General features: G+C 35.7%; 13 protein-coding genes. 8 read left to right on the plus strand and 5 right to left on the minus strand.

All coding sequences use genetic code 11. The annotated features are described in order from the left end of the window. Positions 1–485: 485 nt before the first annotated feature. Both BAQ48_RS04915 and BAQ48_RS04920 read left to right on the plus strand, forming a co-directional pair. Positions 486–773: an ArsR/SmtB family transcription factor gene (locus BAQ48_RS04915; protein WP_000081427.1), complete on the plus strand. Its 288-nt coding sequence runs from the start codon at positions 486–488 to the stop codon at positions 771–773. Positions 774–926: 153 nt separating this feature from the next. After that, entirely contained in the window at positions 927–1,106 is a 180-nt protein-coding gene (locus tag BAQ48_RS04920) for an acid-soluble spore protein H (protein WP_071710203.1), read from the plus strand. Positions 1,107–1,148: 42 nt separating this feature from the next. Here BAQ48_RS04920 and BAQ48_RS04925 read toward each other — a convergent pair whose 3' ends face one another. Together BAQ48_RS04925 and BAQ48_RS04930 are read right to left on the minus strand one after the other, a co-directional pair. Then, positions 1,149–2,534, minus strand: a complete 1,386-nt coding sequence (locus tag BAQ48_RS04925) for a peptide MFS transporter (RefSeq protein ID WP_000338332.1) — start codon at positions 2,532–2,534, stop codon at positions 1,149–1,151. Between the two features lie 381 nt (positions 2,535–2,915). Then, on the minus strand, positions 2,916–3,881 hold the full coding sequence (locus BAQ48_RS04930) for an ABC transporter substrate-binding protein (RefSeq protein WP_071710204.1): 966 nt from the start codon (positions 3,879–3,881) through the stop codon (positions 2,916–2,918). A 172-nt stretch (positions 3,882–4,053) separates the two neighbouring features. On the opposite strand from BAQ48_RS04930, the gene BAQ48_RS04935 reads away from it, so the two are divergent. From BAQ48_RS04935 to BAQ48_RS04945, 3 genes are read left to right on the plus strand one after another with little or no spacing between them, the layout of a single operon-like run. After that, positions 4,054–5,058, plus strand: a complete 1,005-nt coding sequence (locus BAQ48_RS04935) for a FecCD family ABC transporter permease (protein ID WP_000925207.1) — start codon at positions 4,054–4,056, stop codon at positions 5,056–5,058. Continuing rightward, entirely contained in the window at positions 5,055–6,113 is a 1,059-nt protein-coding gene (locus tag BAQ48_RS04940) for a FecCD family ABC transporter permease (RefSeq protein WP_071710205.1), read from the plus strand. The genes BAQ48_RS04935 and BAQ48_RS04940 overlap by 4 nt, the downstream gene beginning before the upstream one ends. A gap of 12 nt (positions 6,114–6,125) precedes the next feature. Beyond that, a complete protein-coding gene (locus tag BAQ48_RS04945) occupies positions 6,126–6,947 on the plus strand; it encodes an ABC transporter ATP-binding protein (RefSeq protein WP_046951909.1) in 822 nt (273 codons plus the stop codon). A 31-nt stretch (positions 6,948–6,978) separates the two neighbouring features. Here the strand turns inward: BAQ48_RS04945 and BAQ48_RS04950 are convergent, their stop codons facing one another. Next, positions 6,979–7,710, minus strand: coding sequence for a class I SAM-dependent DNA methyltransferase (locus BAQ48_RS04950; RefSeq protein WP_071710206.1), 732 nt, complete (start codon positions 7,708–7,710; stop codon positions 6,979–6,981). A 213-nt stretch (positions 7,711–7,923) separates the two neighbouring features. On the opposite strand from BAQ48_RS04950, the gene BAQ48_RS04955 reads away from it, so the two are divergent. Genes BAQ48_RS04955 through BAQ48_RS04965 form a run of 3 tightly spaced genes read left to right on the plus strand, consistent with a single transcriptional unit; the run spans position 7,924 to position 10,607 of the window. Continuing rightward, positions 7,924–9,114: a glycine C-acetyltransferase gene (locus tag BAQ48_RS04955; RefSeq protein WP_000095906.1), complete on the plus strand. Its 1,191-nt coding sequence runs from the start codon at positions 7,924–7,926 to the stop codon at positions 9,112–9,114. A 44-nt stretch (positions 9,115–9,158) separates the two neighbouring features. Next, positions 9,159–10,124 (plus strand): L-threonine 3-dehydrogenase, encoded by a 966-nt coding sequence (locus tag BAQ48_RS04960; RefSeq protein WP_071710207.1) that lies wholly within the window; start codon positions 9,159–9,161, stop codon positions 10,122–10,124. Between the two features lie 60 nt (positions 10,125–10,184). Further along, positions 10,185–10,607, plus strand: a complete 423-nt coding sequence (locus BAQ48_RS04965) for an NUDIX hydrolase (RefSeq protein ID WP_071710208.1) — start codon at positions 10,185–10,187, stop codon at positions 10,605–10,607. A 38-nt stretch (positions 10,608–10,645) separates the two neighbouring features. On the opposite strand, the gene BAQ48_RS04970 is transcribed toward BAQ48_RS04965, so the two are convergent. Continuing rightward, entirely contained in the window at positions 10,646–12,529 is a 1,884-nt protein-coding gene (locus BAQ48_RS04970) for a vWA domain-containing protein (protein WP_071710209.1), read from the minus strand. Between the two features lie 3 nt (positions 12,530–12,532). After that, positions 12,533–13,426 carry an ATP-binding protein gene (locus BAQ48_RS04975; RefSeq protein ID WP_071710210.1) on the minus strand — a complete coding sequence of 298 codons (894 nt, stop codon included), beginning with the start codon at positions 13,424–13,426 and terminating at the stop codon, positions 12,533–12,535. Between the last annotated feature and the right edge of the window lie 17 nt (positions 13,427–13,443).

Below are 13,443 nucleotides of genomic sequence, written 5' to 3' on the forward strand. Positions count from 1 at the left end.
ACAGGAGAGGTGTATGTATTTAATAGGAAGTTTTGAACAGCAATCAATCAATTGATTACAATACTAATTGAAATAACAAGTATTTATTTTTTTTTATTACGCTATCATTTTTTACTGAAAATACCTTTTATCGTAACAAAAAGGTTAAGTATGGTTCAATCACTTTACGAAAGGTTATCAATTATAGACGGTATTTTACAATATCGTTACTATACGTTTCAATGAAGTGAAAATATAACAAAAAGCCTGATAAAACAACATTTGTAAGCAAAGTATTCATAGCCCTTTGTTTTGCTTTTTCGTTATATCATATAGTATAATATTCAAAATCAGCAGGGATTTTTCCTGAACTCTTTGTTGATGAAAGTGGAAAAAATTTTCAGCGTTCTAGGTTGATAAAGTTATGTCGTAACAGGAAATATAAGAACAGATATATAAATAAATAAAAAGAAAATAAAAACGAAAACGAAAACGAGGGGAACTTTATGAGCCAAAATCAATTTGAATGTCATATTTCAGAAGAAGATGTACAAATGTTAAGAGCGTTAGCGCATCCATTACGTCTACGCCTAGTAATGGAATTAATGCAACGTGGAACTTGTAATGTAACGCAATTGCAGGAAGTATTAGAAATCCCACAATCAACGGTTTCACAACATTTAACGAAATTAAAGCAAAATAAAGTAGTACGCTTTGAAAGACGAGGATTAGAAGTGTATTATCAAATTCATAATGATAAAGTAAGTGAAGTAGTGAAAACATTATTTTCTTAAAATTTGAATATTATGGAAAAAGACGTGTGGAATATACGTCTTTTTTTATTTGGAAGAAAAGACTATTCATCAACATACTGCTTTATCGAATATATTCTAAAGGGAAAAGAAAAGATAGAAAGGAGTGTAGTAAGTAAAAGGAGGGATAACAGAATGGACGTAAAACGTGTACAACAAATCTTATCTTCTTCAAGTAGAGTTGATGTTACATATGAGGGTGTACCAGTATGGATTGAGAGTTGTGATGAGCAGAGAGGGATTGCTCAAGTGTATGATGTATCTAATCCAGGAGAAAGCGTTCACGTGGACGTGACGGCTTTAGAAGAGAAGTAATAGAAAAGACGCTTCTAATTTTAGAAGCGTCTTTTTTATTTGTTATTCCATCATACTTGCAACTTTTTTAGAGCAGAGAAGAAGTACAAATCCTAGGACGATAACGATAATACCAATACTTGCAAATACTTCAAGATAGCCTAATGATTGTGTAAAGGAAGCAAGTTTACCAGCTAACCAGTTAGCCATACCTGAACCAGCTAACCATACACCCATTAGTAATGATGCTAATTTAACAGGTGCAATTGCACTTACCATTGATAGACCGATTGGTGATAAGAATAGTTCGCCAATTGTATGGAACATATAAGTGATAACGATGAATAATAAGTTTGCTTTAACAGTTATATCAGCTTCACTACTTCCAGTTTTTAGAACCGCTAATGTTAAAACAAGGTAACCTATACCTAGTAAAATCATACCAAATGCCATTTTTGTTGGTATTTTTAAATCGCCACGCTTTGATTTAGAAAGTTTTAACCATAGCATAGATACGAATGGTGCAAGTAGTACGATGAACGCTGGATTAACGGATTGGAACCAAGATGTTGGAACTTCCCATCCAAAAATTGTACGATCAACAAATTTATCTGTATAAAGTGTTAAAGAACTACCAGCTTGTTCAAAGCCTGCCCAGAAGAATACTACGAAACAAGTTAAAATTACAATTGCCCAAGTGCGATTTTTTTCTTGTTTTGTTAAAGGTTTCTTTTCGATTGCAGGTTGATTTTTTGTTTTTTTACCAACAACTGTTGTTCCTGCTGTACCAAGGTAGCGAGGAGCTAATAAGTTGAAAACAATTTGTCCAATAATCATACCGATACAAGCTGCTAAGAATCCGTATTTATATCCCATAACCATAACGCCATCAACGCTTGTTTTAAAGAAATCTTCTGCTAAAAATCCACAAATAAGTGGAGCGAAGAAAGCACCTACGTTAATACCCATATAGAAGATAGTAAATGCACTGTCACGACGTGAATCATTTTCGTTATACAATTCACCTAACAGTGTAGAAATATTTGGTTTGAAGAATCCATTACCAATAACTAATAGTACTAATCCAAGGAATAGTCCTGTTTTTGTATTCATGGAGAATAGTACAAAGTTACCAATCGCCATAATAATTCCGCCGAGAGTAATGGCATGACGTCTCGTAATATAATGATCAGTTAGCCATCCGCCTATAATTGGCATGAAATATACTGCCGCTGTAAAAGTACCATATAATTGCACTGCGAATGCCTTATCAAATCCTAATCCGCCACTAACGGCAGCTGTTGTTAAATAAAGAACTAAAAGGCCACGCATTCCATAATAACTAAATCTTTCCCACATTTCTGTTAAGAACAACAAATATAATCCTGGTGGATGTTTTTTTGGTGATTGTTGTTCCCCAGCTTTTTCTAATTTTAAAGCTGCATCCATTTTTGTTTCCCCCTAATCCTGTATAACGGATATTTATGTAATTATTTTAATTCACAAAATATTTAGAAGTCAATAGAATTATATGGAAATAGAAAGAAAATTTCTAAAAAAGTTCTATTTTTCTTCAACCGTTACTGTATTTTTCCCTGAAAACTATATAATAAGCGTTTTCAAATGTAATAATTGAATTCTAAAAGAAAATAAAATAATGATTAATCAGAAAATTTAGATTAAAATATTTATTCTGATATAGAGAAAATATATTTTATTTACTTTTTTAATATAACATATTGGGAATAAAAATACAAAACGAAATAATATGACATTTACGTGAAATAGAAAATAACCAGCTCCATAGAAGGGGAGCTGGTTAGAAACATATTATTTAACAAATCGTTTTTCGATATCATCTAATAGTAAGTTAGCAGCCATTACACCACCAGCTGTATTCCAAATAACATCGTCAACTTTGTATGCTTTACCATTTTTCACTGCATTTAAATTTTTAAATAGAGGATCATTGATATATTCTTTTTCTAGTTCAGATCCTTTTTTCTCATTGCCTTTATCGAATGTGAAATAGAATAATACATCGCCATCCATTGCAGAAATACGCTCTTTAGATACGTTACGCTCTGCAAAATCATCTTTGTTTTGATCTCCAGGACGTTTAAATCCAAGCTCTTTTAAAATAACACCAGAGAATGTATCACCGTGATAAATACGAACATCACCAGGCATGAAGCGAACCATAGAGATTTCTTGATTAACTTTATCACCAAGTTTTCCTTGTAAGTCTTTTGTACGTTTTTCGTAATCAGTTAAAACCTTTTGACCTTCTTTTTCTTTATTCAATGCTTTTGCATAAAATTTGAAGTTATCTTTCCATTCACCACGTAATGTTTCAGAGAACACGGTAGGTGCGATTGCTTTTAGTTGCTCGTACACTTTTTCGTGGCGCATTTTGTTCCCGATAATTAAGTCTGGTTTTAAAGAAGCGATTGTTTCAACATTTACTTGTCCTTCATCACCAACAACTTTTACATCTTTCATTTTATCTTTAATATGTGGATACCAAGGATCACCAGTCCAAGATTTTACAGCCCCAACGGGTTTCACACCTAATTCCAGTAAAGCTTCAGTTCCTTCATTTGTTAAAATGACTACACGTTTTGGATCAGCAGGAACTTCTGTTTTACCCATAGCATGTTCCACAGTAATCATTTCTTTTTTAGTATTTTCTTTTGTTTCTTCTTTCGTATTTGACTTTCCACAAGCGCTTAAAAGTAGTGAAAAGGCTAGTAAAAATACAAATACTGTAAACGATTTCTTTTGCATGAATTTCATTATGTACCCCCTACATACTGAGAAGTTTTTTCAATAGCAAGCATGATATTAAGCCTTTATCTTTTGATTGTCAATATATACGGTTGAAAATAATTCTCATTTCCGTTGACAATGAGAATTAAGTTGAAATACACTTACAACGTATCATTATACATTGAAGGGGAAACGCTGCATGTTATTAAAAACAAATCAAGCAAAATGGATTGGATTATTTGTTGGGATCATTGCAGTCATTACTTGTATTTGGGGAAGTATTATTTTCGGATATACAAATACGAGTTGGAAATTAGCGTTAGATGCTTTTTTCCATTTTAATGGTTCCAATGAACATATTATTATTCAAAATGTGCGTCTTCCAAGGGCGTTAATTGCAGCTAGTGTTGGTGCTAGTTTAGCCATTGCAGGTTGTCTTATGCAAACTTTAACGAAGAATCCGCTTGCTTCTCCAGATTTTATTGGATTAAATTCAGGTGCTGCTTTCTTCATAGTTGTAGCAATTGTTATTTTTTCCGTGACATCATTATCAGCTTTCACGTGGATTGCTTTTTTAGGGGCAGCAGTTGCAGCTGTACTTGTATTTGCTTCTAGTTCTTTAGGAAAAGAAGGGACAACGCCTCTTAAGTTAACATTAGCAGGGGTCGCAATTAGTGCGTTATTTTCATCATTAACACAAGGATTACTTGTGTTAAATGAAAAGGCGCTTGAAGAAGTATTATTTTGGCTTGCTGGATCTGTGCAAGGAAGAAAGTTAGAAATTTTACAATCTGTATTCCCATATTTATTAATAGGCTGGATTGCATCTATTATGATGGCAGGGAAAGTAAATACATTGATGATGGGGGAAGACGTCGCGAAAGGACTTGGACAGCGAACAATTTTAATGAAATCATTCGTGTTACTTATTATTGTATTGTTGTCTGGTGGTTCAGTTGCGGTTGCTGGCCCAATTGGATTTATTGGAATTATTACTCCTCATTTTGCCAGATTTCTTGTTGGGGTCGACCATAGATGGAGGGTACCTTATAGCGGATTGTTAGGTGCAATACTACTTATCTTGGCCGATATAGCAGCAAGATATGTTATTATGCCACAAGAAGTGCCAGTAGGGGTTATGACAGCATTTATCGGGGCCCCATTCTTTATTTATATTGCACGTAAGAGAGGGCTTAGCAAATGAAGAAGTATATCCCGTTTCGTATAGGAAAAGACGGATTCTCGTTTTTAATGTATAAACGAGCTTGTATCGTCTTAGTGAGTTTACTAGTTGTTTTAATAGGATTATTTTTTGCGAGTGCAGGCATGGGGGATATGAAAATTGCTCCTTATGATGTATGGCAAGCGATTACTGGAAATGGCGATGCAATGTCAAATATGGTTGTAAATAAGTTTCGTATGCCGCGTATTTTAATTGCCATCCTTGTAGGAATTGCACTTGCTGTAGCAGGATGTATTTTACAAGGACTCGTTCGAAACCCGCTTGCTTCTCCGGATATCATCGGAATTACAGGTGGTGCAAGCGTAGCAGTTGTACTCTTTTTAGCTATATTTAGTGATAAAAACAATGCACTAACAGTAAGCATTCATTATATGCCGCTAGCAGCTTTTGCTGGGGCAACAATTGTTGCGTTTTTTGTATATTTATTTGCATGGAAAAATGATGGATTATCACCGATTAGCCTTGTTTTAATTGGTGTTGGCTTTTGGGCATTAACGAAAGCAGCAACAACTTTATTTATGTTGCTAGCACCAATTTATCAAGCTAGCCAAGCGAATGTATGGATTACAGGTACGGTTTATGGCTCCTCATGGCAAAATGTTATGATACTCGCGCCTTGGGTTCTCATTTTAACGACCATATCATTCATCGCTGCGAGACATTTAAATGCACAAGAGCTAGGGGATGATATAGCAGTCGGACTGGGTGTTCCTTTAACGAAGTCGCGTGTATTTATGTTATTACTTAGTACAGCATTAATTGGTGGAGCAGTTGCTTTTGCCGGAGGAATTGGATTTGTCGGTTTAATGGCACCTCATATTTCACGAAGATTAGTTGGTTCATTCTATGGTGCATTGCTTCCAGTTGCGGCAATTGTCGGGGCAATTCTAGTACTTGCTGCAGATTTAATTGGGCGCACAGTTTTCACACCACTTGAAATTCCTGCAGGTGTATTTACATCAGCAATCGGTGCACCTTATTTTATTTATTTACTTTATAAAAGTCGGAATTCATAAAGGGAGATGAATATGCAAAAAGCATTGGAGACGAAACGCTTAACGTTGTCTTATGGTGAAACAATTATTATTGATGAGCTGAACTTAGAAATTCCAAAAGGGGAAATCACAATCTTTATCGGTTCTAATGGTTGTGGAAAATCAACTTTATTACGTTCACTAGCTAGATTATTAAAGCCGACAACTGGTGACATTTTGTTAGATAATCAAGCAATTCAAAGTATGCAAACGAAGCAAATTGCTCGTCAAATGGCGATTTTACCGCAAGGGCCGCAAGCACCAGAAGGACTTACAGTCTTGCAACTTGTAAAACAAGGGCGCTATCCGTATCAAACATGGCTGAAACAATGGTCAGAAAAAGATGAGGAAATGGTACAGAAAGCACTCGCAGCAACAGGTATGACAGAATTTGCTGAGCGTGATGTGCATGCTCTTTCAGGCGGGCAACGTCAACGTGCTTGGATTGCAATGACGCTTGCACAAGATACAGATATTATTTTACTGGATGAGCCAACTACATATTTAGATATGACTCATCAAATTGAAGTACTAGATTTATTATTCGAATTAAATGAAACAGAACAAAGAACAATTGTTATGGTATTACACGACTTAAATTTAGCATGTCGCTATGCAGATAACATTGTAGCAATTCAAGATAAACAAATATATGCACAAGGTAAGCCTGAAGAAGTGGTAGACGAGAAGCTAGTACGTGATGTATTCCGAATGGAGTGTCAAATCAGTACGGATCCATTATTTGGGACGCCACTTTGTATCCCACATGGAAAAGGAAGACGCGTACGTAAAGAGGTTGCTCAAGCAATAAGATAATGAAAAAGACGATGAGGGTTCATCGTCTTTTTTATTTTTGGCAAGAGAATAAGAGGAAGAGGGGAATTCGTAAACGTCGTTCGTACTCTTCTTCATTTTGGAAATAGGCTTTATTTGGTGTAGCTTCTTTTAGGTTTGTAATGGTAAAACCAGCTTGTTGTAACAATGTAAAATACTCTTCCGTTGTACGATGGTATTTAATAACTTCTTGCTCAATCCAAGGCTCAACGCGTTTTCCCATTTTAAAATAATCATCGACGAGCCAGCTTGTTCTTTTCCCGCTCGTTTGTAAGCTTTCAAATGAAGAGGTAATAATAGGATGTTGAACGCTAAAAGTAAAGGCCCCATTTGTTTTTAAAGTTTCGTACACATTTTGAAAAATGATAGGAAGATGTTCAATATAATGTAAGGCGAGTCTAGATGTTACTAAATCAAAAATAGCAGGAGGGTATGTGTAGTCTTTGAGGTTTAAAAAATGGACGGTGCCATTTTTATTTTTTAGTTGTTTTTTAGCTTTTTCATACATAAGTTCGGAGCCTTCAATACCAGTGTAAGAGTGGCAGCCTTTTTCTAATAACTCCTCACCGAATTTAGCGTCGCCGCAGCCTAAATCAAGGATTTGTTTTCCTTTCACATCACCAATGAGTTGAAAGAAGGCTGGTTTTTCAAGTGACTCATTTGGGCTATTTTCTCGGTATCTTCGTTTCATATATTGTTTAAAAAATGCTTCGTTATTATATACATCAGATTCAGTAAATGCCATGATTGAAGCCCCCTTAAATATTTTTTTTATTCTATCAAATATGAAAAGTAAAAGATAGATTTCTTGTAATGAATCATTTATAATTTAAAGTTGTAAGCGGTTACTTTAAACTATTTTTCTATAATAAATTCTGAAAACGTGTTAAGCTAGTAGAGGGATTATTAGAACTATTAAGACAATAATTCGCTTACATGAACGATGGGAGGCTTCACGATGTCTAGTAAAACACTTGCGAAATTTTTAGAAGAAAATTTAGAGGATTTAAAATCAAAGGGGCTTTATAACGTAATTGATCCGCTTGAGAGTTCAAATGGACCGATTATTACAATTGGCGGAAAAGAATATATTAACTTATCTTCAAACAACTATCTTGGATTAGCGACAGATAGCCGTTTGCAAGAAGCAGCAATTGGTGCTATTCATAAGTACGGTGTTGGAGCAGGAGCTGTTCGTACAATTAACGGTACTTTAGATTTGCATATTAAATTGGAAGAAACAATTGCGAAGTTTAAACATACAGAAGCAGCGATTGCTTATCAATCGGGATTCAACTGTAATATGGCAGCGATTTCAGCTGTTATGGACAAAAATGATGCGATTCTTTCAGATGAATTAAATCACGCATCTATTATTGATGGTAGTCGTCTATCAAAAGCAAAAATTATTGTGTATAAGCATTCTGATATGGAAGATTTACGCCAAAAAGCAATTGCGGCGAAAGAATCAGGTCTTTACAATAAATTAATGGTAATTACAGACGGTGTCTTCTCAATGGATGGAGATGTTGCAAAACTACCAGAGATTGTTGAGATTGCAGAAGAATTAGATTTAATGACATACGTAGATGATGCACACGGTTCAGGTGTACTTGGAAAAGGTGCGGGAACTGTAAAGCATTTCGGTCTGTCTGATAAAGTTGATTTCCAAATTGGTACATTATCAAAAGCAATTGGGGTAATTGGTGGATATGTAGCAGGGAAACAAAACTTAATTGACTGGTTAAAAGTTCGTTCACGTCCATTCTTATTCTCTACAGCATTAACACCGGCTGATGCAGCAGCTTGCATGAGATCAATTGAGATCTTAATGGAAAGCACAGAATTGCACGATCGTTTATGGGAAAATGGCCGCTATTTAAAGCAAGGATTAAAAGAACTTGGCTTTAACATAGGGGAAAGTGAAACGCCAATTACACCTTGTATTATTGGTGACGAAGTATTAACACAAGAATTTAGTAAACGTCTAAATGAAGAGGGCGTATATGCAAAATCTATCGTGTTCCCAACTGTAGCAAAAGGAACGGGACGTGTTCGTAATATGCCTACAGCAGCTCATACGAAAGAAATGTTAGATGAAGCAATTCGTAAGTATGAAAAAGTAGGGAAAGAAATGGGCATCATTTAAGTAAGGGCATCTTTTGAATAGCTTGCAAATGAGGAGTGGGGAAAATGAAAAAAATTCTAGTAACCGGTTCTTTAGGGCAAATTGGTTCTGAACTAGTAATGAAACTTCGTGATGTATACGGTGCATCAAATGTTATTGCAACAGATATTCGTGAAACAGATAGTGAAGTAGTAACGTCTGGTCCATTTGAAACGTTAGATGTAACAGATGGACAAAAACTACATGATATCGCAAAGCGTAATGAAGTAGATACAATTATTCATTTAGCAGCTTTACTTTCAGCAACGGCGGAAAAAAATCCGCTATTTGCATGGAATTTAAATATGGGCGGACTTGTAAATGCGTTAGAAGCAGCTCGTGAATTAAACTGTAAGTTTTTCACGCCAAGTTCTATTGGTGCATTCGGTCCATCAACGCCGAAAGATAATACGCCACAAGATACAATTCAGCGTCCTACTACGATGTATGGGGTAAACAAAGTAGCAGGAGAATTACTATGTGATTATTATCATCAAAAGTTTGGCGTTGATACGCGCGGTGTACGTTTCCCTGGTTTAATTTCTTACGTAGCTCCTCCAGGAGGCGGAACAACTGATTATGCAGTTGAAATTTATTATGAGGCGATTAAAAAAGGCACATACACCTCATACATTGCAGAAGGAACATACATGGATATGATGTATATGCCAGATGCTTTACAAGCGATCATTTCATTAATGGAAGCTGATCCAAGTAAGTTAGTGCATAGAAATGCATTTAATATTACAGCAATGAGCTTTGAGCCAGAGCAAATCGCAGCAGCAATTCGTAAACACATCCCGACGTTTACAATGGATTACGCTGTAGATCCTGCTCGTCAAACAATCGCTGATAGCTGGCCAAACTCTATTGATGCAACAGCGGCAATGAAAGAGTGGGGCTTTAAAGCAGAATACGATTTAGACAAAATGACAACTGACATGCTAGCGAAGTTAAAAAAAAAGCTCGCAGCTGAGTTAGTGATGAATTAATAGGAAGGGTCGATTCTTAGGGATCGGCTCTTAATTATTTTAGGAAGGGAGAAAAGCAACATGCAAAGAGTTGATGTTGTATATGCACTAATACATAATGAAGAAATAGATAAAATATTAATGGTACATAATGTAGAACAAAATGTTTGGTCATTGCCAGGCGGGGCTGTGGAAAAAGGTGAAATATTAGAGGAAGCACTAATAAGAGAAGTGAAAGAAGAGACAGGCTTAACTGCTGTGGCAGGTGAAGTTGTTGCATTAAATGAGAAGTTTTTTGAGAAAAAAGGCCATCATGCACTACTTTTTACATTCCGAGCGAAAGTAGTAACAGGTGAGTTTTGTGTAGAAGATGAAGGCGAAATTTCCGCAATTGAATGGGTAGATAAAAAAATCGCAAATGAGCGATTCCCATTCTACGATGGAGGATTCGAATCGTTATTAAAAGTAGCCATTCCATACAAGTTTCAGCCAGAAACAAAGTGATTAAAATAAAAAAACAGGAGCGCAAGGCTCCTGTTTTTCTATTCAATCGTCTTCAGTAATAACTTTTTCAATAGTGGTTTAATCTTCAATCGTAAATCTTCAGCGTGATTTGCAACTAAGAAGTGATGGTTATAAATGTTCTTCATTAATTGATACGTTGCTTCTTTCGCTTCGCCTTCTTCGATGAAGATTCCGATTACTTCCATACCACTTTTACGAGCAAGTTTGACAGCTTCGTGCGTATCTAAAATACCGTCTTGTTGATAGTCGAGCGCGGAAGGCTCACCGTCTGTGAAGACAAGTAAGAATTTATGCTTTTCTGGTCTTTTCGCAAGCTTTTCAGAAACGATACGAATAATATATCCGTCGCGATTATCTTCTTCTTCACGAAGTTGCATAATTTCTGGACCAACGTTTGGTAGCGTTGAGTTTTTGTAATTTACAACTTCATGGATAACGTTCGGTTTATCTTCAGGTTTAGCACTAGAAGCATCTTCCCAAAATCCACTAATAGCGTGCGGGATTTTTAAAGATTTTAAAGCCTCATGGAATAGTACAACACTTTTTTTCGTTTCTTCCATTTTGTTATACATAGAACCAGAGCAGTCCACTAGTAATTGGAATGCAACGTCGAGCTCTTGTGATTCTTGCCCTTTTTTATAAAACATGCGTGGTTGCTTTTCAGTATAAATACGAAGGAATTTCTTACGAAGTCTTCCATAATATTTATCACTGTTTGCGTTTGTTTTATTTTCAATTGTTTTTTCGATAATTTTCTTTAATTCTTTTACATCTTTATTAACGACTGATTTGATAGCTTGGTAATCTTTTTTCTCGTCAGGATTTGGTTTACGTGCTTCTTTAAATGTATGAGAAGCGCCAGTGTTATACTTACCGTATGCACCGTCGTTTTGGCTAGAAGCGTGTGAAGCTCTTGCTTCTTCTGTGTCAGCACCATCAAAGTTAGATTGTGTACTTTTTTGAGAAGTACCTTGTACGGAACCTAAGGCTTGATCGCCATCTTCCGATTCACGAGCAGTATCACCCATCATATTTGTCTTTGTTCCGCTTTCTAATTCAAAGCGTAAAAAGTTCTCGTTTTCATTGTTTTTATTTTCACGGTGCCATGTTGAGAAGCTTTCATCCATTTTGTTTTTATTTTCATCGTCATCTATGAGCTGCGTATCATCATTTGCTAAATCTTCGACGCGGCAGTTTTTTTCGTCTGCAATGACAGATAAATAAAGCGGTGCATGACCGAAATAGTTGTTAAGCATATCACTTTCAAGAAGCTCCTCTAAGCGATAGCGAATTTTCTCAACGATATACATAATATCTTCTGTATTACGTGCTTGGAATGTTTCATGCAAAATAGTTTCAATGTGCTCGAAATATTCATTATTAAACATTTCATATTTATCGCTCGTTAATGAAAGGTAACAGAGACAAAATAGACGATCACCATGATAGTTACGAACACGGTTTATTTCATTTTGTGAGCCGAAGTAATTGCGGTACATTTCTTTTCGGCGTCTAAAAATATGCTTTGTGCCAGGGCGTAAGCTTTTTACGATTTCCTCAACGCGTAAATCTTCTAATAGAACAAATAATTGTGTTAAAAACTTTTTTAGGGGCGATTCTTGTAATTCAATCGCATAAGAACGAATTAAAGTCATGTCCGAGTAATGTTTATTACCAAGTGCTTTTAAGAACACTTCGCTTTTTAATCCGATTACTGTATCTTCTTCTTTTCGATCATCCCAAAAGTGACTAATGACAACTTTCTTTTCAATTTCGTCGTAGTATGCTTTATAGCCATATTCAAGATAGGCATCGTCTTCCTTTAGAAGGGCATACATTAAGTTTTCCATTTGTAGAAAAAGCGACGCATCAATTTTTTTGTCACTAAAAATTTGTCTCATGAATTATCCCTCAAAGAAATAACTTTCTGCTAATTCACGGACAGTCATTTGTTCTGTTTCATCATTTAATTTTGCAATAATGCTTCTTTCAATAGCGCGCATAACAGGAATATATACACCTAAATCACATGCGTCGATAATACCACGGATACTTGCTGCTTCTTCACTTACACGTCCATCGTGAGCTAAAGGCATAAGGTCGCTTGCAAATGCAACGAACTTTTCAATTGTTGCAGTGTCTTTTAATTTTGATTCTGCTAATAATAATTCTTTTAATGTGTCGCCTTGGATGTAAGGAACTTCAATAATAACGAAACGGTTTTTTAATGCTTCGTTCAGTTCGCTTGTCCCAACGTAGCCTTCATTTATCGCAGCGATTACACGATACTCGTCATCACCGTATACGACTTCTTGTGTAAAAGGATTTGTAATCATTTTACGGTAATCTAATGCACCGTGAAGAAGTGGCAACGTTTCAGGTTTTGCCATATTGATTTCATCAATATATAGGAAATGACCGTTCTGCATTGCTTTCATAAGAGGGCCGTTAACGAAGGTAACTTCAGATGCGCCATCTTTTGTGTGCAATGTGTTGTATCCTAAAATACCTTCTACATCTAGGTCAACAGAACAGTTAATGCTATGCATTGGTTTTTGGAATAAAGAAGAAAGAGTTTCCGCTAGTACTGTTTTCCCACTACCAGTCGGTCCTTTTAATAGAATGTTTTTTCCAAGAAGAAGAGCTGTAATAGCGTCTTCAATAATACTGTTATCAGACGCTTTATATATTTTTGTACCGATTAAATGTGCATTTTCACCAGCTTTTTGTTTATTCTTTTCGTGAATTGTAGAAAGCTGCTGTTTTAAATCAGCATGTATATGAAATTGTTCTAACATGTATTTCCCACCTAACA

This window comes from Bacillus luti (assembly GCF_001884105.1).
Taxonomy (GTDB): domain Bacteria; phylum Bacillota; class Bacilli; order Bacillales; family Bacillaceae_G; genus Bacillus_A; species Bacillus_A luti.